This is a genomic window from Streptomyces sp. NPDC058279, from assembly GCF_042881255.1.
In the GTDB taxonomy this organism is placed as follows: Bacteria; Actinomycetota; Actinomycetes; order Streptomycetales; family Streptomycetaceae; genus Streptomyces.
Genome location: NZ_JBHVYA010000006.1, coordinates 320,047 through 345,328 on the forward strand (window position 1 = coordinate 320,047; position 25,282 = coordinate 345,328).

General features: G+C 73.2%; 19 protein-coding genes. 6 read left to right on the forward strand and 13 right to left on the reverse strand.

Translation table 11 applies throughout. The annotated features are described in order from the left end of the window. Nucleotides 1–604: 604 nt before the first annotated feature. Nucleotides 605–1,948 carry a diaminobutyrate--2-oxoglutarate transaminase family protein gene (locus ACFVXJ_RS15075; RefSeq protein WP_389662186.1) on the reverse strand — a complete coding sequence of 448 codons (1,344 nt, stop codon included), beginning with the start codon at nt 1,946–1,948 and terminating at the stop codon, nt 605–607. Nucleotides 1,949–2,319: 371 nt separating this feature from the next. Here ACFVXJ_RS15075 and ACFVXJ_RS15080 point away from each other — a divergent pair, with 371 nt between their 5' ends. Further along, nucleotides 2,320–3,498 carry a trypsin-like serine peptidase gene (locus ACFVXJ_RS15080; protein WP_389662132.1) on the forward strand — a complete coding sequence of 393 codons (1,179 nt, stop codon included), beginning with the start codon at nt 2,320–2,322 and terminating at the stop codon, nt 3,496–3,498. 175 nt (nt 3,499–3,673) lie between these two features. Here ACFVXJ_RS15080 and hflX read toward each other — a convergent pair whose 3' ends face one another. From hflX to miaA, 6 genes are all read right to left on the reverse strand, one after another. Next, nucleotides 3,674–5,179, reverse strand: a complete 1,506-nt coding sequence (hflX, locus tag ACFVXJ_RS15085; RefSeq protein WP_361318215.1) for a GTPase HflX — start codon at nt 5,177–5,179, stop codon at nt 3,674–3,676. A 213-nt stretch (nt 5,180–5,392) separates the two neighbouring features. Beyond that, a complete protein-coding gene (locus tag ACFVXJ_RS15090) occupies nt 5,393–6,943 on the reverse strand; it encodes a M1 family metallopeptidase (protein ID WP_389662133.1) in 1,551 nt (516 codons plus the stop codon). Between the two features lie 144 nt (nt 6,944–7,087). Further along, nucleotides 7,088–9,172, reverse strand: coding sequence for a RelA/SpoT family protein (locus tag ACFVXJ_RS15095; RefSeq protein WP_389662134.1), 2,085 nt, complete (start codon nt 9,170–9,172; stop codon nt 7,088–7,090). Nucleotides 9,173–9,312: 140 nt separating this feature from the next. Further along, nucleotides 9,313–10,188 (reverse strand): diaminopimelate epimerase, encoded by an 876-nt coding sequence (gene dapF / locus ACFVXJ_RS15100; RefSeq protein WP_389662135.1) that lies wholly within the window; start codon nt 10,186–10,188, stop codon nt 9,313–9,315. 23 nt (nt 10,189–10,211) lie between these two features. Continuing rightward, entirely contained in the window at nt 10,212–10,604 is a 393-nt protein-coding gene (locus tag ACFVXJ_RS15105; protein WP_389662187.1) for a hypothetical protein, read from the reverse strand. Nucleotides 10,605–10,955: 351 nt separating this feature from the next. Continuing rightward, nucleotides 10,956–11,894 carry a tRNA (adenosine(37)-N6)-dimethylallyltransferase MiaA gene (gene miaA, locus ACFVXJ_RS15110; protein WP_389662136.1) on the reverse strand — a complete coding sequence of 313 codons (939 nt, stop codon included), beginning with the start codon at nt 11,892–11,894 and terminating at the stop codon, nt 10,956–10,958. 396 nt (nt 11,895–12,290) lie between these two features. On the opposite strand from miaA, the gene ACFVXJ_RS15115 reads away from it, so the two are divergent. Next, complete coding sequence (locus ACFVXJ_RS15115; RefSeq protein ID WP_389662137.1) at nt 12,291–12,536, forward strand: antitoxin; 246 nt, start codon at nt 12,291–12,293, stop codon at nt 12,534–12,536. Between the two features lie 151 nt (nt 12,537–12,687). Here the strand turns inward: ACFVXJ_RS15115 and ACFVXJ_RS15120 are convergent, their stop codons facing one another. Beyond that, entirely contained in the window at nt 12,688–13,401 is a 714-nt protein-coding gene (locus ACFVXJ_RS15120) for a hypothetical protein (RefSeq protein WP_389662138.1), read from the reverse strand. Between the two features lie 323 nt (nt 13,402–13,724). Then, complete coding sequence (gene miaB, locus ACFVXJ_RS15125) at nt 13,725–15,248, reverse strand: tRNA (N6-isopentenyl adenosine(37)-C2)-methylthiotransferase MiaB (protein WP_389662139.1); 1,524 nt, start codon at nt 15,246–15,248, stop codon at nt 13,725–13,727. 122 nt (nt 15,249–15,370) lie between these two features. Here miaB and ACFVXJ_RS15130 point away from each other — a divergent pair, with 122 nt between their 5' ends. After that, the gene (locus ACFVXJ_RS15130) at nt 15,371–16,366 is read left to right on the forward strand and encodes a TAXI family TRAP transporter solute-binding subunit (RefSeq protein WP_389662140.1); all 996 of its coding nucleotides are present in this window, start codon (nt 15,371–15,373) and stop codon (nt 16,364–16,366) included. 30 nt (nt 16,367–16,396) lie between these two features. Here the strand turns inward: ACFVXJ_RS15130 and ACFVXJ_RS15135 are convergent, their stop codons facing one another. Beyond that, entirely contained in the window at nt 16,397–17,413 is a 1,017-nt protein-coding gene (locus tag ACFVXJ_RS15135) for an ROK family protein (RefSeq protein WP_389662141.1), read from the reverse strand. After that, a complete protein-coding gene (locus ACFVXJ_RS15140) occupies nt 17,413–18,528 on the reverse strand; it encodes a LacI family DNA-binding transcriptional regulator (protein WP_389662142.1) in 1,116 nt (371 codons plus the stop codon). The genes ACFVXJ_RS15135 and ACFVXJ_RS15140 overlap by 1 nt, the downstream gene beginning before the upstream one ends. A gap of 389 nt (nt 18,529–18,917) precedes the next feature. On the opposite strand from ACFVXJ_RS15140, the gene ACFVXJ_RS15145 reads away from it, so the two are divergent. After that, the gene (locus ACFVXJ_RS15145) at nt 18,918–21,050 is read left to right on the forward strand and encodes an endo-beta-N-acetylglucosaminidase (RefSeq protein WP_389662143.1); all 2,133 of its coding nucleotides are present in this window, start codon (nt 18,918–18,920) and stop codon (nt 21,048–21,050) included. A gap of 3 nt (nt 21,051–21,053) precedes the next feature. Here ACFVXJ_RS15145 and ACFVXJ_RS15150 read toward each other — a convergent pair whose 3' ends face one another. Beyond that, nucleotides 21,054–22,466, reverse strand: a complete 1,413-nt coding sequence (locus tag ACFVXJ_RS15150; protein ID WP_389662144.1) for an ATP-binding protein — start codon at nt 22,464–22,466, stop codon at nt 21,054–21,056. Between the two features lie 12 nt (nt 22,467–22,478). Further along, nucleotides 22,479–23,195, reverse strand: coding sequence for a response regulator transcription factor (locus ACFVXJ_RS15155; RefSeq protein WP_361318237.1), 717 nt, complete (start codon nt 23,193–23,195; stop codon nt 22,479–22,481). Between the two features lie 282 nt (nt 23,196–23,477). Between ACFVXJ_RS15155 and ACFVXJ_RS15160 the strand changes: the two genes are divergently transcribed. Both ACFVXJ_RS15160 and ACFVXJ_RS15165 read left to right on the forward strand, forming a co-directional pair. Continuing rightward, complete coding sequence (locus ACFVXJ_RS15160; protein ID WP_361318239.1) at nt 23,478–24,263, forward strand: amino acid ABC transporter ATP-binding protein; 786 nt, start codon at nt 23,478–23,480, stop codon at nt 24,261–24,263. Nucleotides 24,264–24,385: 122 nt separating this feature from the next. Then, nucleotides 24,386–25,234, forward strand: a complete 849-nt coding sequence (locus ACFVXJ_RS15165) for a glutamate ABC transporter substrate-binding protein (RefSeq protein ID WP_389662145.1) — start codon at nt 24,386–24,388, stop codon at nt 25,232–25,234. Nucleotides 25,235–25,282 lie beyond the last annotated feature (48 nt).

Sequence of the window (25,282 nt, forward strand, 5' to 3'; positions counted from 1 at the left end):
CGGTCAGCGTCGAGGCCACGGGCAGTGGCCGGCGGCGGGCCGGCGGCGGGATCGGCGCCGGGGGACGGGTTGCCGTCCTGGGCCGGGGTGGGAGCCGTGGCCGGGGCGAGAGGTGGAGGCGTGCCCGGAGGGGTGGTCGTGGCCGGGACGGCTGCCGGGGGCGGGCTGCCGGCCTGGTGCTCGGCCCCACTTGTCCGCGGAGCCGGCTCGGGGGTGGTGCTCACGGCAGCGTCGAATTCCGGGGCGGCGCCCGCGGCCTGGATGCCGTCCGGACCCGGGGCGGCGGCGCCGGGGCTGTGAGCGGTAGCCGGGGCTGTGCCCGGGTCCGGTGTCGCGTCCACGGCCACGGCGGGGCCGGAGAGTGGGCGGACGACCCCGTCCGGGCCCCGTGCGCCGATCCGCCCCGGAGCCTGGTCGGCGCTTGGAGACGGGTTTCCGTCCCGGCCCGGGGCGGGAGTCGTGGCGGGGTGGACCGGTGGGGGCGGGGCCGGGACGGCTGCCGGGGGCGGGCTGCCGCCCTGGTGGCCCGGTGTGCTCGCGGTCGGGGTGGGGCCGGGGGTGCAGGGCGGGGTGGGGTCGGGCATCGGGGGTCCTTGGAGGTAGGTCAGCGAAGCCGGCGGGCGGCGGCGGGGACGGCGTCGGTCAGCCGGTCGAGGATGGCTCCGGCCTGCTCGTCGGTCAGCGTCAGCGGAGGCAGGAGACGTACGACGCTGGAGTGACGACCGCCGAGCTCGACGATCAGGCCCCGGTCCAAGCACTCCTGACGGACGGCCACGGCCAGGTCCGGGGCGCCGGCGCCGGTGTCGGGGTCGACCACCTCCACGCCGATCATCAGGCCGCGGCCCCGGACGTCCCCGACGCACTGCTGGTCGGCGGCGAGTTCGCGCAGCACCGTCAGCATCCGCTCTCCCAACACGGCGGCCCGCTCGGCGAGGCCGTTGTGTCGGACGTAGGCCAGGGTGGCGGTCCCCGCCGCCATGGCGAGCTGGTTGCCGCGGAAGGTGCCGGCGTGGGCGCCGGGCGCCCAGACGTCGAGCTCCGCCCGGTACACGATCACGGCCAGGGGCAGACTGCCCCCGATCGCCTTGGACATGACCATCACGTCGGGCACCACCCCGGCGTGGTCGACTCCCCAGAAGGCGCCGGTGCGCCCCACCCCCGTCTGCACCTCGTCCGCGATCAGCGGGATGCCCCGCGCGGCGGTGATCTCCCGCATCCGGCGCAGCCATCCGTCCGGCGCGGGGTGGACCCCGCCCTCGCCCTGGACCGGCTCGACGATCATCCCGGCCGGCGCCGGCACCCCACCCTTGGGGTCGTCCAGCAGGCTCTCGGTCCACCGCGCCGACAGCCGCTCCCCCTCGGCCCCGCCGACCCCGAACGGGCAGCGGTGGTCTTGCGGGAACGGGAGTCGGGCGACCCGTACGTCGCAGGCCCCGCCCGACACCTCCAGTGCCCCGGCCGTCATGCCGTGGTACGCCCCGGTGAAGGCCAGCAGCCCCGACTTGCCGGTGGCGGTGCGGACCAGCTTGAGCGCGGCCTCCACGGCGTCCGTCCCGGCGGGCCCGCAGAACTGGATCCGGGCGTCCGCCGCGAGCGCGGCCGGCAGGGTCTCGAACAGCTCGGTGGTGAACGCGTCCTTGACCGGGGTCGCCAGGTCCAACACGTGCAGCGGAGCCCCCGAATCCAGCACCGACCGGACGGCTTCGAGCACCACGGGGTGGTTGTGGCCCAGCGCGAGGGTGCCCGCGCCGGAAAGGCAGTCGAGGTAACGCCGCCCGTCGGCCCCCTCGATCGTCAGCCCCCGGGCGCGCACCGGGACGATGGGCAGGGAGCGCGCGTACGTCCGCGCGGCGGACTCCCGCAACCCCTGCCGGCGCAGGATGCCTTCGCCGGCGGTCGGTACGCCGTTCCCCTGCCGCGGCACCTGTTCGGCCACCGCCGCGTCCAGCGTCGCCACCGCGTCAGGCGCCTCGGCCTCGGCTGCGGCCGGCTCGGTCAAAGGCTCGCTCCACGCCACGACTGTCGGTCCTCCCGCCCGGAACTCTCGTCCGGATTGCGTCTCGAACAGGAACGCTGCTCCCCCATCCCCCGTACGTACCAACGACGGTGACGGCGACGGATCACGGGTGGGCGGAAGATCCTTGCCCGCTCGGCGGCCGGCGGCCCGTGCGGAGGCGGCGAAGGGGAACCGCGGCCCCGCCCTGTGTCGTCCTGAACCGCAGCGGCATAGTGGGGTGCTGTGCCCGGCGGCGCGCGAAGGGGCGCGCCGGCCGCACCGCACCCCGTTCAACGCCTCGAACCACCAGGGGGACTTACGACATGCGACCGAACCGACCGGTCTTCGCGACCCTGTGCGCGGCCGCGCTCGTGCTGACCGCCGCGGCCTGCGGACCCGGTGACGACAAAGCCGGCGGCGACGCCAAGCCGAGCGTGGCGGCCAGCCTGCCGTCCGATTCCACCGGCGGGCTCAAGATCCCGGACGACATCAAGGACCGGCTGAAGCAGCACGGCATCGACATGGAGAAGTGGAAGGGGGGTGCGTGGAAGAACTGGAAGCGGGAGGACTGGCTCCGCGAGGCGGGCGACTACATCAATCCGATCATCGAGGGCCTGTGGGACCCGGACCGGATGCGTGACGCCGACAAGACCCCGCAGCCCCCGGCCGTCGACCCGGACGCCGGAAAGGACCAGGGCGTCACCGACCCCACCCCCGTCCCGGTGGAGGCGAAGCAGGCGGCCGCTCCGTACCACGCGAACGTCCCGGCGTCCGGCAAGGTCTTCTTCGACGGCCCGGAAGGGTCGATGGTCTGCTCGGCGACGGTCGTCAAGGACCCGGCCCACCCCGGCAAGTCCAACCTGGTCTGGACGGCGGGCCACTGTGTGCACGCCGGCAAGGCCGGCGGCTGGTACCGCAACATCGCCTTCGTCCCGTCCTACAACAACGCGGGCAAGTCGGCGGCGGCGCTCAAGGGCGCGCCGCGGGACCAGGTGGCCCCGTACGGCGTGTGGTGGAGTGACTGGGCCCAGACCTCCGACCAGTGGATCGCGACCGGTGGCCCGACGGGCGGGGCGGGCGCCCCGTACGACTTCGCGGTGCTGCACGTGACCCCGGAGAAGGGTGCGGGCAAGTCCCTGGAGGAGACGGTCGGTTCGGCGCTCCCGGTGGACTTCGCGGCTCCGGCGGTGCAGAAGGTCGCGAGCATCACGGCGACGGGTTACCCGGCGGCGGCCCCGTTCGACGGTCAGCGAGCGTTCCAGTGCACCGACAAGCCCGGCCGGCTGTCGCTGACGGCCGGCGCCCCGGTGATGTACCGCATCGGCTGCACGATGACCGGCGGTTCCTCGGGGGGCGGCTGGATCGCGGCGGGCGCCGACGGCAAGCCCGCGCTGGTGTCGAACACGTCGATCGGTCCGGCGAAGGCGGGCTGGTTGGCGGGCCCGCGGCTGGGCCCGGAGGCCAAGGGCGTTTACACCGCGGTGAGCGACAAGTTCAAGTAGGCGAAGACGGTGAGGGCCCCCGCCTCGGGCGGGGGCCCTCACTCATGTCCTGCGCGACCGATCGGGCGGCTCGGACCACACGGTCCGATCAACCCGGCCGGTCGTTCGGCCCGGCCGGTCGTTCGGCCAGACCATCGGAGCGGCCAGACCCGTCGGACCGGTCCGACCGCTCCGGTCAGTGCTTCGCGGGCACGTACGGCGCCAAGTCCGCCGCCAGTTCCTGGTGGACCCGCGCCTTGAGCAGGGTCCCCTCCGGGGTGTGCTCCTCGGAGATGACCTCGCCCTCGGCGTGCGCCCGGGCGATGAGCGAGCCGCGGGTGTACGGAACCAGGGCCTCGACCTCGACCTCCGGCCTCGGCAGCTCGCTGTCGATGAGCGCGAGGAGTTCCTCGATGCCCATGCCGGTCCGGGCGGAGACGGCGATCGAGTGCCGCTCGATGCGCAGCAGCCGCTGGAGCACCAGCGGGTCCGCCGCGTCCGCCTTGTTGATCACCACGATCTCGGGCACGTTGACCGCGCCGACCTCGCGGATGACCTCGCGGACCGCCGCCAGCTGCTCCTCCGGGGCCGGGTGCGAGCCGTCCACGATGTGCAGGATGAGGTCGGAGTCGCCGACCTCCTCCATCGTGGAGCGGAACGCCTCGACCAGGTGGTGGGGCAGGTGCCGGACGAAGCCGACGGTGTCGGCCAGGGTGTAGACCCGGCCGGAGGGCGTCTCGGCCCGGCGCACGGTCGGGTCGAGAGTGGCGAACAGCGCGTTCTCCACCAGCACGCCCGCGCCCGTGAGGCGGTTGAGCAGCGAGGACTTGCCGGCGTTGGTGTAGCCGGCGATGGCGACCGAGGGCACCTTGTTGCGGCGCCGTTCCTGCCGCTTGATGTCGCGGCCGGTCTTCATCTCCGCGATCTCCCGGCGCATCTTCGCCATCTTCTCGCGGATCCGTCGCCGGTCGGTCTCGATCTTGGTCTCACCGGGGCCTCGGGTGGCCATGCCACCACCGCCGCCGCCACCCATCTGCCGGGACAGCGACGCGCCCCAGCCGCGCAGTCGCGGCAGCATGTACTGCATCTGCGCGAGCGCGACCTGCGCCTTGCCCTCTCGGGACTTGGCGTGCTGGGCGAAGATGTCGAGGATGAGGGCGGTCCGGTCGACCACCTTCACCTTGACGACGTCTTCGAGGGCGATGAGCTGGCCCGGGCTGAGCTCGCCGTCGCAGACGACGGTGTCCGCGCCGCTCTCCATGACGATGTCGCGCAGCTCGCGGGCCTTGCCGGAACCGATGAAGGTGGCCGGGTCGGGCTTGTCGCGGCGCTGGATCACGCCGTCGAGTACGAGAGCACCTGCCGTCTCGGCGAGCGCCGCGAGCTCCGCGAGGGAGTTCTCGGCGTCGTCCACGGTGCCGGAGGTCCAGACACCGACGAGGACGACCCGCTCCAGGCGGAGCTGTCGGTACTCGACCTCGGTGACGTCCTCGAGTTCGGTGGAGAGACCGACGACGCGACGCAGGGCCGCGCGCTCGGAGCGCTCGAACTGGTCGCCGTCGCGGTCTCCGTCGATTTCGTGGCTCCAGGCGACGTCCTCTTCCATCAGGGCATCGGCCCGAAGGCTCTCGGTGAAGCTCGGCGAGTCCTGCACGTCCTGTGCGTCCCGCGCGTCCTGGGAAGGGGAAGAAGAGGAGGTCATTGGATCCTTACGTCGATTCGAATGCGTCCGCGGCGGCGGCCGCCGAGGCTGTCGCCGCGCGTGACATGACACGGTCGTGACACAGCACTGCCAGGTTCAACGTGTCACACCGCACGGAGATTCCCGTACCCGGGGGTCGGGCCCGGCGGCCGGGCGGACCGGCCCGTCGATGGTGACATGCCCGTTCGGCGCCCGTCACACGCTTTTCGGGTCTCAGGCCTTCTTCCCCGCCTCGGCCGGCTTCGGGAGACCGGTCGTCTTCGGCGCCTCGGCCGGCTTCGGGACACCGGCCGTCTTCGGCGCCTCGGGCGCGCTCCACTCCGGGTGGCCCGGCATCGGCGGGGTGGTCGCCCCGTACAGCCACGGCTTCAGGAACGCTTCGAGGTCCCGTCCCGCCTCCCGTGAGGCGAGGCGTACGAAGTCGTCCGTGCCGGCGGTGGAGTCCGCGTGCTCGGCCACCCAGCGCCGCTCGACGCGGTCGAAGGCGTCGGCGCCGATCTCCTGGCGCAGGGCGTAGAGGATCAGCGCGGACCCGTCGTAGACCACCGGCCGGAACAGTCCGATCTTCTCCCCGGGCGGGGCCGGCTTGGGGGCCGCCGGAGGGCCGCCGGCCGCGCGCCACTGGTCGGAGCGCTGGTACGCCTCGCGCATGCGCCGCTCCAGGGAGTACTTGCCCAGGCCGTCCGCGTAGAGCGCCTCGTACCAGGTCGCGTGGCCCTCGTTGAGCCACAGGTCGGACCAGCTGCGCGGGCTCACGCTGTCGCCGAACCACTGGTGGGCGAGCTCGTGGACCATGACCGACTCGACGTACCACTGCGGGTAGGTGTTGGCCGTGAACAGGCCGCTCTCGAAGAGGGAGAGGGTCTGGGTCTCCAGCTCGAACCCGGTCTTGGCGCGGGCGATGAGCACCCCGTAGTTCTCGAAGGGGTAACGGCCGACGCGCTTCTCCATCCACGCGATGTGCTCGGGGGTCTTCTTGAGCCAGGGTTCCAGCCGCTGCCGGTCGGCGGCCGGTACGACGTCGCGCAGCGGCAGCCCGTGCGGTCCGGTGCCGGAGGTGACGGCCGAGGCGCCGATGGAGACCTGGGCGAGTTCGGTCGCCATGGGGTGCCGGGTGCGGTAGGTCCAGGTCGTGGGCGCTCCGGAGCGCCGGCCCGGGACGGTGGCGGGAAGGGTGGCCGGGAGGGTGGCGGGCAGTCCGTTGGCGACGGCGGTGAGGCCGGCCGGGGTGGTGATCCGGAAGGTGAAGAACGCCTTGTCGGCGGGGTGGTCGTTGCACGGGAAGACCCGGTGGGCGGCGTCGGCCTGGTTGGCCATGGCGAGCCCGTCGTCGGTGACCACCCAGCCGCCGTCGTCGCGCCCTCGCGGGTCGCTGGTGTGCCGGACGACGACGCGCAGCGGCGTGTGGGCCGGCACCGGTCGCGCGGGGGTCAGTACGAGGTCCTCGCCCGCGCTCTCGAAGCGTGCGGGTTCCCCGTTGATCTCGGCGGACGCCACGGTGCCGTGGGTGAAGTCGAGGTTGACCCGTTCCAGGTCCTCCAGGGCCCGGGCGTCGATGACGGTGACGGCGTCGAGCGGGCTCTTGTTGTCCTTGTAGGTGAAGGACAGGTCGTACGAGAGGACGTCGTATCCGGGGTTGCCGAGCTCCGGGAAGAGGCGGTCGCCGATACCGAGCGCCTTCGGCGGCGGCAGTACCGCGGCGACGAGGGTGAGGGAGGCCGCGGTGAGCAGCGCGGCGCGCAGGCGGGGGGAGGTGAGCTGCATCCACCATCGCTTACCAGGGCCCGGTGTCCCGTCGCGACCGGCGCGCGACGGCGCCACCCGAACGGGGCCGCCCGGCCGTGGACCGGCCTACGCGCGGACGCGCCCCCGGGAGCCCGGGGCCGGCCCTGATGCGCGGGACCTCCCCTACGCCCGGCTGACGTCGTAGACGCCCGGCACGTCGCGCATCGCCCGCATCAACGCCGGGAGGCCGGCCGCGTCGGGGAGCTGGAGGGTGTACGTGTGCCGGACCCGCTGTTCGACGGGCGGTTCCACGGTCGCGGAGACCACCTCGACCCCCTCGCGGGCGATCGCTTCGGTCAGATCGGCCAGCAGGTGCGGGCGGCCGAACGATTCGGCGACCAGGGTGACGCGACAGTCGGCGGTGGCCCGCCAGTGCACGGCGACCGAGGTGCGGCCCACGGCCCGCATCTGGGCCACGGCCGGGCAGTGGACGCGGTGGACGGTCACGGCCCCGCCCCGTACGACGAACCCGGCCACCGCGTCGGGCGGCACGGGGGTGCAGCAGCCGGCGAGTCGTACGTGTGCGTTCGGCAGGTCGGCGACGGCGTTGCCGCCGCCCCCGCGCGCGCCGACGACGGACAGGGGGGCCCGGGCGGCGGGGGTGGTGGCCGCCGCGTCGTCGGGGTGCGCTTCGAGCCAGCTGCTGATGGCGATCCGGGCGGCGGGGGTGGTGGCGTGTTCCAGCCAGTCGGCGGCCGGCCCGGAGGAGGCGTCGTGGGCGAGCAGCGGTTGCACGGTGTCGCCGTCGGAGAGTCGGGAGGACAGGGAGGTGAGGCGCCCGTTGACGCGGGCGCCGATACAGCCGTGGGCCGCCTCGCCGTACTGGGCGTAGGCGGCGTCGATACAACTCGCGCCGGCCGGGAGGGTCAGGGCGCGCGGGGCGGCGGCGCCGTCGACGCCGAACACGGTGATCTCCCGGTCCTGGGCGAGTTCGGCGCGCAGGACGGTCCAGAAGGTGTCGGGGTCGGGCGCGGACTGCTGCCAGTCGAGGAGGCGGGAGAGCCAACCGGGGCGGGTCGGGTCGACGCGCTCCTCGTCGCAGTCGGCGGCTTCGCCCGTGGTGTACGGGTTGCCGAGGGCGACCACGCCGGCCTCGGCGACGCGGTGCATCTGCCGGGTGCGGACGATGACTTCGGCGACATGCCCGTCGGGTGTGGCGACGGCGGTGTGCAGCGACTGGTAGAGGTTGAATTTCGGGACGGCGATGAAGTCCTTGAACTCGGAGACGACCGGGGTGAAGCAGGTGTGCAGTTCGCCGAGCACCCCGTAGCAGTCGGCGTTCTCCGCGACGAGGACGAGGATGCGCCCGAAGTCGGAGCCGCGCAGTTCGCCGCGGGTACGGGAGATGCGGTGGACGGAGACGAAGTGGCGCGGGCGGACGACCACTTCGGCGGCGATGCCGGCGTCGCGCAGGACGGCCCGTACGGAGTCGGCGATGGCGGGCAGCGGATCGTTCTCGCCGGCGTGGGCGGCGATGAGCGCGCGGGTCCGCTCGTACTCCTCGGGGTGCAGGATCGCGAAGACGAGGTCTTCCAGCTCGGTCTTGAGGGCCTGCACGCCGAGCCGTTCGGCGAGCGGGATGAGGACGTCGCGGGTGACCTTGGCGATGCGGGCCTGTTTGTCGGGGCGCATCACGCCGAGGGTGCGCATGTTGTGCAGCCGGTCGGCGAGTTTGATGGACATGACGCGGACGTCGTTGCCGGTGGCGACGAGCATCTTGCGGAAGGTCTCGGGCTCGGCGGCGGCGCCGTAGTCGATCTTCTCGACCTTGGTGACGCCGTCGACGATGAAACACACCTCGTCGCCGAACTCCGCGCGGACCTGTTCGAGGGTCACCTCGGTGTCCTCGACGGTGTCGTGGAGCAGGGAGGCCGTCAACGTGGTGGTCTCCGCGCCGAGTTCGGCGAGGATCAGGGTGACGGCGAGCGGGTGTGTGATGTACGGCTCACCGCTCTTGCGCATCTGGCCGCGGTGGGAGGTCTCCGCGAGGAGGTAGGCGCGCCGCAGGATGGACAGGTCGGCGTCCGGGTGGTGGGCACGGTGGGCCTCCGCGACGTGCCCGATGGCGTCGGGGAGCCGGTCGCGGGACGGGGGGCCGAGCAGGGCGGCGCGCCCGAGCCGACGCAGGTCAAGCCTGGTCCGGCTCCGTCTGCGCAGCTCAGGGCGCGCTTCGGGATGTGCTTCGGGGTTCGTGGCCTCTGCACTCATGGGAACCTCCGGCGGCTTCGACCGGCGGTGGTGGGCATGGGGTGAGCCCTCAGGGCCGGTGCCTGATGTTACCGACCCCACCACGTGGCGCAGTCCACCTCTCGCACAGCGTGAAACGGATCACCCATTAGAGGGAAGCTTCAGGCGAAAGCCGTTTCGGTGAGCCAGGCCGCCTCGAACTCGCCGGAGGCCACGATGACGGCCGGTCCGGTCATGTCGATCCGCCCGTCGGGGTGTTCGGTGATGAGCAGCGTGCCGCCGGGGAGGTCGACGGTGTACGTGACCGGCTGCCCGGTGACGGCCGGGTCGGCGCCGTCCCGCCGGATGGCGGCCACGGCGACGGCGCAGGCGCCGGTGCCGCAGGAGCGGGTCTCGCCGGAGCCGCGCTCGTGGACGCGCATGGCGACGTGCCGGGGGCCGCGGTCGACGACGAACTCGACATTGACCCCGGTGGGGTAGGCGGACGCCGGGCTGAACGGCGGGGCGGTGTACAGGGTCCCGGCGTCGTCGAGGCTTTCAACGAACGCCACGGCGTGCGGGTTCCCCATGTTCACGTTCCGGGCCGCCCAGGTGCGCTCGCCGACGGAGACGGTGACCTCGCCCTCGGGCAGGTCGGCGCGGCCCATGGACACGGTGACGTCGCCGGTCTTGTCCAAGTGCACGTGCTTGACGCCGCCGCGCGTGGCGACGGCGAGGTCGCCGGGTTCGACGTGGCCCGCGTGCTGGAGGTAGCGGGCGAAGACGCGGACGCCGTTGCCGCACATCTCGGCGATGGAGCCGTCGCTGTTGCGGTAGTCCATGAACCATTCGGCTTCGTCGGCCATGTGCGCGGCCTCGGGGTGGGCGGCGGACCGCACCACATGCAGCACTCCGTCCGCGCCGATGCCGGCCCGGCGGTCGCAGAGCTTGGCGACGGCGCCCTCGGGCAGCTCGATGGCGTTGTCCGGGTCCGGGACGATCACGAAGTCGTTCTCGGTCCCGTGGCCCTTGAGGAAGGAGAGGGTGCTGTGCGTCACCGGCCCATCGTAAAGGACGGGCGTCAGCGCAGCCGGGCCACCCGGTACACGGCGAGCGCCACGACGGCCAGCGCGACCAGCGCGTACAGCGCGACCATGCGCCAGTCGGGCCCGCGGCCGGTGCCCCGGGCCGGGAGCCCGGGCAGGGAGTACCCGACCCGGCGCGCGGCCATCATCCCCCAGCCGCCGGCGCAGCAGCTGATGAGGAAGCCGAGCATGGCGACCACGGCTCCGCCGTCGCCGAACTCGAAGGCGAGGGGGAACGCGAACATCAGCGAGCCGGCGGCGGCCAGCATCACGATGGGGGTGATCTGCCAGATGCGCAGGCGACGCTGCGGGCGCAGTTCGACCTCGAACTCGGGGCCGGTGGCGCCCTCGACCGCCGGGTCGGGGGCGTCCGGGCCGTCGGGGGTCAGGCGGGCGGGGTCGGCGGGCAGCCCGAGCACACCGGGAGCCCCGAGCACGCCGGCCGCGTCGGGCCCGGCGGACCGCCGGCCGGGTTCCTGTCGCGGTTGCGGGTGCGGTTCCTGTCGCGGCACCGGCCCGGAGGCAGGGTCCGGCGCGGGTCCGGCAGACTCCGCGGTCCCGCTGTGAAGCATCGGGTCCGCTTCTCGTCTGGTGTCGTCCCGCCCAGTGTCACGAGGGCCGGCCTCCATAGCCACGCGCCCTCCCCACTCGGACTTCGTACGCCGCTGTTCAGCAGTTTGATGATGGCACGGTCCAGAGCCCGAGACGGGCGCACGGGGCTTCCCGATGCCATCACGTGATCAGGCTGTGACCGCTCGTTCGACCAACGACTGCGCGAGTCCGGGGAGTTCCCCCCGGTCCGCGGCGGCTCCGCTGAGCCAGTGCACGCGCGGGTCCCGGCGGAACCAGGAGTCCTGGCGACGGGCGAAGCGCTTGGTGGCGCGGACCGTCTCGGCCCTCGCCTCGTCCTCGGTGCACTCGCCCGCGAGGGCGGCGAGCACCTGCTGGTACCCGAGCGCGCGGGAGGCCGTGATCCCGTCCCGCAGACCGTGCGCCTCCAGCGCCCGGACCTCGTCGACGAGTCCGGCGTCCCACATCCGGTCCACGCGCAGGGCGATGCGCTCGTCGAGTTCCGGCCGGGCCACGTCGACACCGATCTGGACGGTCTCGTAGACGGACTCGTGGCCGGGCAGGTTGGCGGTGTACGGCTGCCCGGTGATCTCGATGACCTCCAGGGCGCGGACGATCCGGCGGCCGTTGCTGGGCAGGATGGCGTGGGCCGCGTCGGGGTCGACGGCGGCGAGCCGGGCGTGCAGCGCGCCGGGACCGCGCAGGGTGAGCTCTTCCTCCAGCCGGGCCCGTACGGCCGGGTCGGTGCCGGGGAACTCCATGGCGTCGAGCGCGGCGCGGACGTACAGCCCGGAGCCTCCGACGAGGATCGGCGTGCGGCCCTCGGCGAGCAGCTTGTCGATCTCGGCGCGGGCGAGGCGCTGGTACTCGGCGACGCTCGCGGTCTCGGTGACGTCCCAGACGTCGAGGAGGTGGTGCGGAACGCCTTCGCGTTCCTCCGGCGTCAGCTTGGCGGTGCCGATGTCCATCCCCCGGTACAGCTGCATGGAGTCGGCGTTGACGACCTCCCCGCCGAAGTGGTGGGCCAGGGCTACGCCCAGGTCGGACTTTCCGGCCGCGGTGGGACCGACGACGGCGATGACCCGCGGGGCGGGGGCTGCATTCCTCACTGCCACAGTCTCGCAAACCCTGCGGCGGATACCCGATCGAGTGACGTGACGGGAGGGGGTCGGGGTCGTTGCCTTGGCGGGGTTCCGGGCCCGGCGCGCCCGGGATCGGCCGATCCGGCCACGGCGGAACTCCACTCGCACCAGTAACGTTTATGGGAGTAGACATGGGTGTTTTTGGCCGGTTTTTTGGCCGTAAGGATCAGGGTGCGACCGAAGAGGCCGTTCCGGAGACCCTGACGGCCACGCCCGAGGACGCGGAGGCCGTGGCGGCTGAGGGGGAGGTCCAGGCGGCGGAGGCCGTCGAGATCCCCAAGCAGCAGTCGGTGGAGGCGGCCGCGGACAGCGAGACCGGCGAGGGCGCCCGTACGTAGCCACCGGCGAAGGAAAAGGTGACCCATGGGCCTCCTGGACAATCTGAAGGCCAAGCTCGGGCCGGCCAAGGAGAAGGTCGGCGATCTCGCACAGCAGCACGAGGGCAGGATCGGCGAGGGTCTGGACAAGATGGCCAAGGTCGTGGACTCCAAGACCAAGGGCAAGTACAGCGGCCAGATCACGAGCGGCGCGAGCAAGGCCAAGGACGCCCTGGGCAAGATCGCCCACAAGGACGGTAGCGGCGGGTCGACGCCGCCGGCGGCTTCCTGACACGGCCGGTGAAGGGGTGCGGGGTCTTGACGGACCCCGCACCCCTTCCGCGTGCCCGGGGCCGCCGGGGTCGGCGCGTCCGGGGCCGCCGGGCGCGCTTCAGGACCGGTGCCGCCAAGCGGTTTTCAAAACCCGTGCCGCCGGGCGGGTTTCAGGACCAGGCGGCGACGAAGTAACCCACCCCGTACGGGGCGCCCTCGTACAGCAGCCGTCCGTCGAGCCCCGCGCCCTCCGCGGCGCCCGCGAGGACCTGCCAGGGTGCCCGCCCGGCGGCCTTGAGTTCGGCGGCGAGGGTCACGTCCAGGGCGGCGAGCGCGGCGGTGTCCGCGGCGCCGAGGGCCGTCGCGGCGGCGGCGTCGAACGGCTCGGCCCGCTCGTCGAGGTAGCCGGGCGCCTTCACGGTGCGGCAGGCGCTGCCGTCCCCCATGACGAGCAGGGCGACCCGGTCCGCCCGGCCGGCGAGGTCGCGGCCCGCGCGCAACGCCGCCCCCGCCTCCAGGGACTCTTCCACCGCCAGCCCCTCGACGGGCGCGGCGCCCCAGCGGGCGTGGTCCAGCAGCCAGGCGCCGACGACCAGGGTCGGTGGGAGCGTCCGTGTCGCGTCGTCGTCCGGGCCTTCGCCGAGCCGTACGCCGGCGTCGACCCCGAAGGCGTGGAACCCGCCCCGGCAGCCCGCGGGGTACGGACCGGCCTCCCCGGGTCCGCCGGCGCCGACGACGACCAGCAGGTCGGGGCGGGACGCGGCGAGCACGGCGAGCGCGTCGGAGCAGGCGGTGCGGGCACCGTCGAGTTCGGCGGCGGCCCCCGCGGCGACCTCCGGCACGAGGAGCGGCGGGGCGGGACAGACGGCGGCGGCTACGAGCATGATCCGCAGCCTAGCCGTCGCGGGGCGGGACGGGGTGGGTCGGCCGTACTCCGGCCGGAGGCCGCGGCGGTGGCGTTCGGCTGCCGCGCCGCGGCGCAAGCGGCCCCGGCTGCGCCGGGCTTTCCGGAGCTCCGCCCCGGGCCCCGCGCCTCAAACGCCGGCGAGGCCGAGTTTGCCCGGACCCACGCCTCGAACTCCGCCGGCTACCGCGGGGAACCCCCACGGGGCTGTCTTGGCCGCAGGGGTTGACCCCATCGAGCGGGACTGGGCGCGCGCGGCCCCGCCGAGGCCGAGTCGGCCCGTCGAGCCGGGTGTGGCGCGCGTCAGGCCGAGGGAGTCGCGCAGCCGGAGGTGGCCACCGGCAGGGGGGCCGGAACGCCCAGGGTGGGGATGCCGAGCATGACGCCGGCCGGCTGGGCCGGGGCGGCGTTGCGCTTCTCCCACGCGTCGCCGGCGCGCGTCCGTCGCACGGAGCGGGTGGGGCCCTCGGCCAGCAGGTGGTGCGGGGCGGCGTAGGTGACGTCGACGGTCACCACGTCACCGGGGCGAACCTCCTCGTCCGGCTTCGTGAAGTGCACGAGGCGGTTGTCGGGGGCGCGGCCGGAGAGCCGGTGGGTGGCGCCGTCCTTGCGGCCCTCCCCCTCGGCGACCATGACCTCCAGGGTGCGGCCGACCTGCTTCTTGTTCTCCTCCCAGGAGATCTCCTCCTGGAGGGCGACCAGGCGCATGTACCGCTCCTGGACGACTTCCTTGGGGATCTGCCCCGCCATCTCCGCCGCGGGGGTGCCGGGGCGCTTGGAGTACTGGAAGGTGAAGGCGTTCGCGAAGCGGGCCTCGCGCACCACGTGCATCGTCTGCTCGAAGTCCTCCTCGGTCTCACCGGGGAAGCCGACGATGATGTCGGTGGAGATCGCCGCGTGCGGGATGGCGGCGCGGACCTTCTCGATGATGCCGAGGAAGCGCTCCTGCCGGTACGAGCGGCGCATGGCCTTGAGGATCGGGTCGGAGCCGGACTGGAGCGGCATGTGCAGCTGCGGCATCACGTTCGGGGTCTCGGCCATCGCCGCGATCACGTCGTCCGTGAAGTCGCGCGGGTGCGGGGAGGTGAAGCGGACCCGCTCCAGACCCTCGATCTGCCCGCAGGCGCGCAGCAGCTTCGAGAACGCCTCGCGATCACCGAGGTCGGAGCCGTAGGCGTTGACGTTCTGGCCGAGCAGGGTGATCTCCGAGACGCCCTCGGCGACCAGGGCCTCCACCTCCGCGAGGATGTCGCCGGGGCGGCGGTCCTCCTCCTTGCCGCGCAGCGCGGGGACGATGCAGAAGGTGCAGGTGTTGTTGCAGCCGACGGAGATCGAGACCCAGGCGGCGTACGCGGACTCGCGGCGGGTCGGCAGCGTCGAGGGGAACGCCTCCAGCGACTCGGCGATCTCGACCTGCGCCTGTTCCTGGATGCGGGCCCGCTCCAGCAGGACGGGCAGCTTGCCGATGTTGTGGGTGCCGAAGACGACGTCGACCCACGGCGCCCGCCGGACGATGGTGTCCCGGTCCTTCTGCGCGAGGCAGCCGCCGACGGCGATCTGCATGCCGGGGCGCTTGGTCTTCATCGGGGCGAGCCGGCCGAGGTTCCCGTACAGCTTGTTGTCGGCGTTCTCGCGGACCGCGCAGGTGTTGAACACGACGACGTCGGCGTCGCCGTCGGAGCCTTCCGGCGCCCGCGTGTAGCCGGCGTCCTCCAGCAGACCGGAGAGTCGCTCGGAGTCGTGCACGTTCATCTGGCACCCGTAGGTGCGCACCTCGTAAGTTCCCTTGACGTCCACTGCCGTGCTCCGGTCGCTGCTGCTGGTCATGGAACAAGGGTAGGTGCTCCCCGGACGCCTCCGGCCCCGAGGGCGCCTGGGCCACCGGTCTTCCCCCTCCGTACGCCGCCGGGCCGTGACAGGACGCCGGGCGGGGTGGCAGGATCGCCGGCGTGCACCTCGTACCGCCCCGCGTGAGCCGGCGTCGCGCCCTGTGGGGCCTGGCGGCGCTGCTGGCCGTCCTCGCGCTCGCGGTGTGGTGGCTGAGGCCCTTCGGGGAGTCGGAACCGACGGGTGAGATCACCTTCAGCACGGGGGTGCCCACCGGGGTCTACCACCGTTACGGGGATCTGCTGCAACAGGCGCTCGCGACGGACATGCCCGGTATGAAGGTCCGGCTGGAGCCCAGCGAGGGATCGCAGCAGAACCTCCAGCGGGTGGCCGCCGGGGAGGCCGACTTCACCATCGCGACGGCGGACGCGGTCGCCAAGTACCGGCTCGACGGGAAGCCCGGCGCCGAGCGGCTGCGCGGCGTCGCGCGGCTCTACGACGACTACGCGCAGCTGGTGGTGCCCGCCGGGTCGCCGGTGCAGTCGGCGCGGGACCTCAAGGGCAAGCGGGTCGCGGTCGGCCAGCCCGGCTCCGGGGTGCGGCTCATCTCGGACCGGTTGCTGGCGGCGGCCCAGCTGGACCCGGCGAAGGACATCACCCCCGTGTCGATAGGCATCGACACCATGCCGGCGGAGTTGGAGGCGGGGCGGATCGACGCGTTCTTCTGGTCGGGCGGCCTGCCGACCACCGCGGTGCGCGAACTGTCCGAGCGGTTCGACATCCGGCTCGTGCAGTTGGGCGACCTCGTCGACCGGCTCCAGGGCAGCGGCACCCCCTCCCGCTACTACCGGTCGGCGGTGATGCCGCAGGACGCCTACACCCGCGCCCGCAACACGTCGTCGGTGGCCACGCTGGCGGTGCCGAACCTGTTGGTGACCAGGGACGACACCAGCCCCGACCTGACCGAGCGGTTCACCCGGACGGTGATCTCCAGCCGCGACCGGATCGGCCACGAGGTGCACGCCGCGCAACTGGTGGACCTGCGGACGGCGATCTACACCGATCCGCTGCCCCTGCACGAGGGCGCGGCGCGGTACTACCGCTCGGTCAAGCCGTAAGCGCCGTCGCCGGCCGCGCGCCCGTTCCGCTCAGAGCAGCATCGTCGCCGCGGCGGCCGCGCCGATCAGACCCGCGTCCGTGCCGAGCCGCGCCGGGACGACCTGGAGGTCCCGTACGAAGGACAGGGTCGCGTACGAGGCCAGGTGCCGCCGGATCGGCTCGAAGAGGGTGTCCCCCGAGGCGGCGACCCCGCCGCCGATGACGGTGATGTCGGTCTCCACGAGGGTGGCGGTGGCCGCGATGGCGGCGGCCAGGGCCCGGCCCGCGCGGTCGAACGCGGCGACGGCGACGGGATCGCCGGTCCGGGCGGCGGCGGCCACTCCCGCCGCGGAGGCGTCCTGGTCCCCGGTGGGGGTCCAGCCCTGGGCCAGGGCCCAACGGGCGATGGCCGTACCGGAGGCGAGGGATTCGACGCAGCCCCGGCCGCCGCAGACGCACGGCTCGCCGTCGAAGGCGACGCTGATGTGACCGATGTGACCGGCGTTGCCCGTGGGTCCGGGGTGGAGACGGTTGTTCAGGATGAGACCGCCGCCGACGCCGGTGGAGACCACCATGCACAGGGCGTCGGCGTGGCCGCGCGCGGCGCCCAGCCAGTGTTCGGCCGCCGTCATGGCCACCCCGTCGCCCGCCAGTACGGCCGGGATGCGGGCGCCGTGCGCCGCGAGCTCCGCCGAGACCCGGTCCAGGACCGGGAACCCACGCCAGGCCCCGATGTTGACCGGGCTGACGGTGCCGCGCGAGGTGTCGACCGGGCCGGCGCTGCCGACGCCACAGCGGACCACCGACGGCCACAGCGGGCTGCGCGCGAGGTCGGCGACGACTTCGGCGACCGCGGCCATCACCGCCTCGGCGTCGGTCCCGCGCGGAGTCGGTCGGCGGGTGGTGGCCGTCATCCCGCCGTCGGGGTGCACCAACGCGCCGGCGATCTTCGTCCCCCCGATGTCGATCGCCACGGTGAGCCCGTCGGCCGGGCCGGGGCCGGGGTACGCGGAGGGGACGGAGGGGGGAGTGGTCACGGCGGCGTTCTCCTGGAAGGGGTCGGGCATCAGTATGCGGTGGGGGCCGGCGCCGTACTGTCCCGGGGTTCCAGCCGGGGCGGCTCGCTCTCCCGTACCCGCGGCGGGCCCCCGGCCAGAACGGCGAGGAGTTCCTCCGCCGCGAGCCGGCCGAACGCCGCCGTGTCGCGGACGAGGGCGGTCAGCCGGGGGTGGGTGACCCGGCAGAGGGCCGAGTCGTCCCAGGCGACGAGGGAGAGCCGGGCGGGGACGGGAATCCCGAGTTCCGCGGCGACGGCGGCGCCGGCCACCGCCATCACGTCGTTGTCGTAGACGAGGGCGGTGGGCGGTCGCGGCCCGGCGAGCACCTTTCGGGTGGCCGCGGCGCCCTCGGCGTCGGAGTAGTCGGTCACCACCGATCGGACGTGGCCGGGGCCCAGCGCGTGCCGCTCGGACCAAGTGCGCAGCGAGGCCATCCGGCGGGCGGTGTGGGCGAGGGCGGGCAGTCCCGCGACGTGGGTGATCCGGCGGTGCCCGAGCCGGTGGAGGTGGTCCAGTACCTGGGCCATGGCCCCGGCGTCGTCCGCCCACACCGTGGACAGGGCGGCGGGCCGCCCCGCGGCGGTCGGCGGGGCGTTCGTCGGGCTCGTCGCCTTCGCCTTCGCCTTCGCTTTCGTCGTCGCCGTCGCCGTCGCCGTCGCCGTCGCCCCGACCATCACCGCGGGGAGGCCGAGGGCGGCCAGCAGCTCCGGGCGGGGGTCCCGGGTCCGCGGGTCCACGACGATCACACCGTCCACGCGCCGTTCCGCCCACCAGCGCCGGTAGACCGCGCACTCCGCGTCGACGTCGGCCACCACCTGGAACAGGAGCGCTATCCGCCCGGCCGCCAGCACCTCCTGTATGCCCGAGACGAGTTGGAGGAAGAACGACTCCACGCCGAGGGTGTGGGCGGGCCGCGCGAGGACCAGCCCGACCACACCGGCGCGCGCCCCGGACAGGGCGCGGGCCGCGCTGTTGGGCTGCCAGCCGAGTTCCTCGGCGACGTGCCGGACCCGGGCCCGGGTGTCCCGGGAGACGCCCGGCCGGTCGTTGAGCGCGAAGGAGACGGCGCTCTCCGACACCCCGGCCCGGCGGGCGATGTCCTTGATCGTGGGTCTACGGGCCATGGCCGACTCATCCTCCTGCGGTGGCGCGAACTGCGATGGCCGGACCGTACGCGATCCCGCCGCGGCGGGCCCCTTACCGAGGGGTAGTCCCAGTTCGCGGGCGAGGCCGGGTACCGGAGTTGTGTGCCGGGCGACCAAGTCGGCTCGGCCATAAGGCGGTTCAGGACACGTCGCACATACGGCGCGAATGGCCCCGTTGACGCCGCCGGGAACACCCGGCATTTTGCGGGGAGTCCGGCGCGTCCCCGCGAACCGGCCGCGCGCGACACCGCACACGCACCGCGCGTGGACGACGTCACCGGCACCGCCCGACCGCACCGCCTGCCTCCGCCCCCGCCCCCGCACCCGCACCCGCACCCGCACCCGACGCACCGTTCGAGGAGCCCGCCGTGCCCGAGTCCGGCAACAGCGCCGAGTCCCGTACGCCCGCCGTCCGCGCCACTCCCGCACGGCCGAGCCGGCGCGGGCTGCTCGCCGCCGGGGCCGCCTCCGGGGCGGTCGCCCTCCTGGGCGCGGGAGCCCCCGCCCGGGCCGACACCCCGGCCGCCCCGACGGGCCCGGCCGCCCCGACCTTGGCCCCGTACGCCTCCTACTGGTTCCCCGATTCGCTGCCCGACGGCGCCCCCGGGCCCGGGATCACCTGGCGCTCCCTCGCCGCGTGGACGCCCGCGTCCGACCCCGACCTGGCCCACAACGCCGCGACCGTTCCGCTCGTGCCCCGGTTCACCCCGGTGCCCCCGCATCCGGGCGCCCGCGCCGGCCAGGCCCGTATCTCCGCCCTGGTCTCCTTCGCGCCGACCGCGCGAAACCCGTCCCAGGGTTCCGCGACCGCCGACTACTACGCCCTGACCCACTGGGCGTACCTCGACGAGTTGGTGTTCTGGGGCGGCTCCGCCGGCGAGGGCATCGTGCTCGCACCGAACGCGCCCGTCGTCGACGCCGCCCACCGCAACGGCGTCCGGGTCCTCGGCAACGTCTTCCTGCCGCCCGTCGCGTACGGCGGTGACCTCCAGTGGACGCGGGACCTGGTGCGACGCGATACCGCGGGCCGGTTCCCGATCGCCCTCGCACTCGTCGAAGTGGCGCGCGCGTACGGCTTCGACGGCTGGTTCGTCAACGCCGAGACCGACGGCGGGGACAGCGCGCTCGCCGGCCGGATGCGGGAGTTCCTGCGCGCGCTGCGCGCCGCCGGTGAGCCGTACGGCCTGCGCATCACCTGGTACGACGCCATGAACAGCACGGGAAGGGTCGGCTGGCAGGGGGAACTGGACGCCCTCAACCAGGAGTTCTTCGAGGACCGGGCGGGTCGGGTCGCGGACACGATGTTCGTCGACTTCCGCTGGACCGCGCGTTCCCTGGCCGCGTCCGGCGCGCTTGCCGGCCGACTGGGTCGCTCCCCCTACGAGTTGTGGGCGGCCGTGGACACCGAGTCCCGGGGCTGGGACACGCCCGTCGACTGGGACGCCGTCATCCCCCGCGACCGCGACCACGTGGTCGGCTACGGCCTCTACCGGCCCGAGTGGACCCTCGGCCACCTCTCGGACCGCTCCCCCGGCGCCTTCCACCGGGCCGACGACCGCTTCTGGACGGGCGAGTCCCTCGATCCGGCCCGTCCCGCGCCCGAAACCGGCTGGCGGGCTCCGGCGACGGCCGTCGCGGACCGCTCGACCGTCGACGCGCTGCCCTTCGCCTGCGCCTTCAACACCGGGCACGGGTTGCGCTGGTACGAGGACGGGGAGGTCACCTCGGACGCGCCGTGGAACCATCTCGGGCTCCAGGACCGCCTTCCGGGGCGCCGCTGGGTCGTGGACACCGATGGGGAGCGCCCCGCCGTGACCCTGGACTTCGCCGACGCCTGGCGCGGTGGCTCCAGCCTGCTCGTGGCGGGCCGGCTCACCGCGCCGGTCGTCATCGGCCTGCACTCCACCCGGCTGCCCCTGTCCGGTCCCACCCTCGTGGAGCTGGTCCACTCGGCCGGGTCGGACCCGGTCACGGTGGAGGTCGGGATCGCCCTGCGCGAGCCGGCCGGGCCGGGGGAACCGGTCCCGTACACCTGGCTGACGGCCGTGACCCGCGGCGCCGGGCGGGGCTGGCTGCGGGCCCGGGCGGTGTTCGACGCGCCGCCGGGGACGACCGGGTACGGATGTGCCGTACGGATCACCTCGCGCGGAACCCTGCCCGTGCGCCGGCGGATCGGTGCCGTGTCGGTACGCGACACCACGCCGCGGCGGCCCCCGGCGACCCCGGCTGCCCTCGGGGTGGACGCCTCGGCCCGGCGGGACGGCACGGCCGAGCTCCGCCTCTCCTGGCGCCGGGCGGCCGGGCCGGTCCGGCACTACGAGCTGCACCGACGCCTGCCCGACGGCACCCGCCGCTTCCTCGGCGGCACCTGCGGCACGGCCCTGTACCTCCCCGACGTCACCCGCTGCGGCCGGGAGCGGGCGGCCGTGTTCGAGGTCCGGTCCGTCGACGAGCTGTACGCCGTCTCCGCCCCGGCCCGTACCGCCCTGGCGTGGGGTTGAGTATCAGGAGGCGTGCGGGGCGGTGCGCGGGACCGTGACCGTCACCCGCAGTCCGTGGGGCGGGTTCGTCTCGTAGGAGAGGGACCCGCCGCCCGAGGCGAGCAGCGCCCGGGAGATGGACAGTCCGAGGCCCGAGCCCTTGACGTTCTGGTGGCGCCCGCTGCGCCAGAAGCGGTCGCCGACCCGCTGGAGTTCCTCCTCGGTGAGGCCCGGTCCCCGGTCGGCGACGACGACCTGGACGGAGGTGCCCCGCGCGGTGACCGAGACCTCGACCTCCTCTCCCTCGGGGGTGAACTTGAGTGCGTTGTCGATGACGGCGTCCAGCGCGCTGGACAGTGCGATGGGATCGGCCCACCCGGTGACGGCGGCCGGAGCGGTCTCGGTCAGCCGTACGCCCTTCTCCTCGGCGTACGGCCGCCAGGCGGCGACCCGTTCGGACGCGAGCGCCCCGACATCGGTCAGGCTGATCTCGGCGGTGGCGTGCTCGGCCAGCGCGAGGTCCAGCAGGTCGTCCAGGACCTGGGTCAGGCGCTTGCCCTCGGTGCGTACGGAGGCGATCTCCTCGTTGCCCTCGGGCAGTTCGAGGGCGAGCAGCTCGATCCGCAGGAGCAGCGCGGCGAGCGGGTTGCGCAGTTGGTGGGAGGCGTCGGCGACGAACGCCCGCTGCTGCTCCAGTACGTCTTCCACGTTGTCGGCCATCTCGTTGAACGAGTGGGCCAGGCGTCGGAGTTCCGGTGGACCGCCGGCGGCCGCGACCCGGGAGTTCATCCGCCCGGTGGCGATGCCGTGGGCGGCGGCGTCGAGGGTGCGGACGGGTTTGAGCACCCAGCTGGTGAGCCGTAGGGCGGCCCCGAAGGCGAGGAGCATGGCGGCGGCGAGGCCGCCCGCGATCAGCAGCCAGCCCTGCAGGATGCGGGCGCGCAGCTGGTCGGTGGGCGATTCCGTGGCGACGACGGCCACGACGTCCCCGTCGAGGACGACCGGGGAGGCGACGAGCAGTTTCCCCTGGGTCTGCCAGGGCCACACCTGGCCCGGGTCGTGGCTGCGACGTCCGGCGAGGGCCTCCTCGAAGGCCGTGCGGCCCTCGCCGGACTCCGGGAGCTGCCACCAGCCGGGGGCGCGGGCCATGGCGTTGTCGTCGCGGTTGAAGATGCCGACGCGGATTCCGTACAGCGCCTGGTAGCGGGCCAGTTCCAGTTGGAGGGTCTCGCGGCGCTGTTCGACGCCGGGCGAGGCGGAGCCCTCGGCGTCGATGACGAACTGGGCGAGGGCGGCGAAGCGGGCACTGTCGTCGATCCGGTCGACGACCACGCGCTGCTGCTGGCCGGCGGCGAGACTGACGGCGAGCGGGAAGCCGAGCGCGAGCAGGACGCCCGCCATGAGGACGATGAGCAGGGGAAGCAGCCGGGCGCGCACGACAGGACCTTGCTAGGGGGCGGCCGGGGCGACGAGCCGGTAGCCCACCCCGCGGACGGTCTCGATGAGGGCGGGCATGCGCAGCTTGGAGCGCAGCGACGCGACATGGACTTCGAGGGTCCGCCCGGTGCCCTCCCAACTGGTACGCCACACCTCGCTGATGATCTGCTCGCGGCGGAAGACGACGCCGGGGCGCTGGGCGAGCAGTGCGAGCAGGTCGAACTCCTTGCGGGTGAGCGGGACGTCGGCGCCGTCCACGGTGACGCGGCGGGTGGGCAGTTCGATGGCCACGGGACCGAGCCGGACCACGGAGGGGGCGCCGTTCCCGGTGGCGGCGGCCTCCTCGGAGGCCCCCGTGCGGCGGGCGACGGCGTGGATGCGGGCGAGGAGCTCGCCGGTGTCGTAGGGCTTGACGACGTAGTCGTCGGCGCCCATGTTCAGGCCGTGGATGCGGGAGCGGACGTCGCCGCGCGCGGTCACCATGATGACGGGTGTGGCGGTGCGCTTGCGGATCTTGCCGCAGACCTCGTAGCCGTCCTGGTCGGGCAGGCCGAGGTCGAGCAGGATCACCCCGTAGGGGGAGGCGGCGGCCGGCGCGCCGGGCGGGAGCAGGGCGTGGAGGGCCTCCTCGCCGCTGCGGGCGTGGGTGACCTGGAAGCCGTGCCGGGCGAGGATCGCGGACAGCGCGGCGGCGACGTGGTCGTCGTCCTCGACGAGCAGAAGTCTCACGGGGTCCCCTTCCTCGATCGGTTTCCTCGATCGGTCCATGGCGCACGGCGTGGCCACCCTGCATCCACGCCGATGCAGACTGCCACGTCAAGCGGGTTCCGGTCTCGCGAGTCTTCCGTTATGCACCCGGTACGCGTACGGAGAGCGCGAACCCCGGTCGCCCACGGAGCGTATCCGGGCGAGGCCGGATCGTTATGCTCAATTCTCGCTCAGATGTGATGACGGTGTGAGCACCACGTCACTACTGTCCTCCCAACCGACGGAGGACGGAGCAAGAAGCCGATGAGCGGAGTATCAGTGACCAAGGACGTGCAGGACGCGGCGGGGGCCGCGGACGGCCTGGTCGTACTGAGCAACGTCAACAAGCACTTCGGCGCGCTGCACGTGCTTCAGAACATCGATCTGAGCATTGCCCGCGGTGAGGTCGTCGTGGTGATCGGTCCCTCGGGATCGGGCAAGTCCACGCTGTGCCGGACCATCAACCGGCTGGAGACGATCGATTCGGGGACCATCACGGTCGACGGCAAGGAACTGCCCTCCGAGGGCAGGGAACTGGCGCGGCTGCGGGCCGATGTCGGCATGGTCTTCCAGTCCTTCAACCTGTTCGCGCACAAGACGGTGCTGCAGAACGTGATGCTGGGACAGCTCAAGGTCCGCAAGGCGGACAAGGCGGCGGCGCTGGAGAAGGCGAAGTCGCTGCTGGACCGGGTGGGGGTCGGCTCGCAGGCGGACAAGTACCCGGCGCAGCTCTCCGGTGGTCAGCAGCAGCGCGTGGCGATCGCCCGGGCGCTGGCGATGGACCCGAAGGTGATGCTGTTCGACGAGCCGACGTCGGCGCTCGACCCCGAGATGATCAACGAGGTGCTGGAGGTCATGCAGCAGCTCGCCCGGGAGGGGATGACGATGGTCGTCGTCACGCACGAGATGGGCTTCGCCCGCTCCGCCGCCAACCGGGTCGTCTTCATGGCCGACGGCAAGATCGTCGAAGAGGCCACCCCGGAGCAGTTCTTCGCCAACCCGCGCAGCGACCGCGCCAAGGACTTCCTGTCGAAGATCCTGCACCACTGACGGTCCCGCTCTGGTAGTGATCCGGTGTCAGAACACCGCAACGACCGGGCGCGTCGGCTGATCACGTCACGGATCATGTCCCGCCCGGCGTTCAACCACGTCTCATCCGAGGGAAGTTCACGATGAAGGTTTACAAGGCCGGTGCGGCCGTCGCCGCGGCCGTCGCTCTCGCCCTGACCGCGACCGCCTGCGGCGGCGGCAGCGCCAAGTCCTCCGGTGACGGTGGTGCGTCCGGCGACTCCAAGAAGATCGTCATCGGCATCAAGTTCGACCAGCCGGGTGTGGGTCTCAAGACCCCGGACGGCAAGTTCACCGGTTTCGACGTCGATGTCGCGACGTACGTGGCCAAGGAGCTCGGCTACGAGCCGAACCAGATCCAGTTCAAGCAGGCCGTCAGCTCCGAGCGCGAGAACCTGATCGCCAACGGTGACGTCAAGCTGGTCGTCGCGAGCTACTCGATCAACGACAAGCGCAAGGAGAAGGTCGACTTCGCCGGCCCCTACCTCCTGGCCCACCAGGACCTGCTGGTCCGCGCCGACGACACCTCGATCACCAAGGCCGAGGACCTCAACAAGAAGAAGCTCTGCTCCGTCACCGGCTCCACCTCGGCGCAGAACGTCAAGACCAAGCTGGCCCCCGATGCCGACCTCCAGCAGTTCCCGGGCTACTCCGAGTGCCTCACCGGCCTGGAGAACAAGGCCGTGGACGCGCTGACCACGGACAACTCGATCCTGGCCGGTTACGCCGCGCAGGAGAAGAACAAGGGCAAGTTCAAGCTGGTCGGGCTGAACCTGAGCAACGAGAACTACGGCATCGGCCTCAAGAAGGGCGACAAGGACCTGCAGACCAAGGTCAACGCCGCGCTGAAGAAGATGGTCGCGGACGGCGCCTGGGACGCGGCCGTGAAGAAGAACTTCGGGCCGGCCGACTACAAGAACGAGCCTGCCCCGCAGATCACCGAAGGCAGCTGATTCCCCGGTGGGGAGCGTCGCCGCCCGCCTGCCGCGGGCGGCGGCGCG

What these genes read in the sequence shown, in the direction of transcription:
- hflX (WP_361318215.1), bottom strand. Translation starts at nt 5,179, where the DNA reads ATGACCTCCTCTTCTTCCCCTTCCCAGGACGCGCGGGACGCACAGGAC.
- ACFVXJ_RS15120 (WP_389662138.1), bottom strand. Translation starts at nt 13,401, where the DNA reads ATGCTCGTAGCCGCCGCCGTCTGTCCCGCCCCGCCGCTCCTCGTGCCG.
- ACFVXJ_RS15165 (WP_389662145.1), top strand. Translation starts at nt 24,386, where the DNA reads ATGAAGGTTTACAAGGCCGGTGCGGCCGTCGCCGCGGCCGTCGCTCTC.
- ACFVXJ_RS15095 (WP_389662134.1), bottom strand. Translation starts at nt 9,172, where the DNA reads ATGAGTGCAGAGGCCACGAACCCCGAAGCACATCCCGAAGCGCGCCCT.
- ACFVXJ_RS15115 (WP_389662137.1), top strand. Translation starts at nt 12,291, where the DNA reads ATGGGCCTCCTGGACAATCTGAAGGCCAAGCTCGGGCCGGCCAAGGAG.
- ACFVXJ_RS15135 (WP_389662141.1), bottom strand. Translation starts at nt 17,413, where the DNA reads ATGCCCGACCCCTTCCAGGAGAACGCCGCCGTGACCACTCCCCCCTCC.
- ACFVXJ_RS15090 (WP_389662133.1), bottom strand. Translation starts at nt 6,943, where the DNA reads ATGCAGCTCACCTCCCCCCGCCTGCGCGCCGCGCTGCTCACCGCGGCC.
- ACFVXJ_RS15140 (WP_389662142.1), bottom strand. Translation starts at nt 18,528, where the DNA reads ATGGCCCGTAGACCCACGATCAAGGACATCGCCCGCCGGGCCGGGGTG.
- ACFVXJ_RS15080 (WP_389662132.1), top strand. Translation starts at nt 2,320, where the DNA reads ATGCGACCGAACCGACCGGTCTTCGCGACCCTGTGCGCGGCCGCGCTC.
- ACFVXJ_RS15160 (WP_361318239.1), top strand. Translation starts at nt 23,478, where the DNA reads ATGAGCGGAGTATCAGTGACCAAGGACGTGCAGGACGCGGCGGGGGCC.
- miaB (WP_389662139.1), bottom strand. Translation starts at nt 15,248, where the DNA reads ATGACCAGCAGCAGCGACCGGAGCACGGCAGTGGACGTCAAGGGAACT.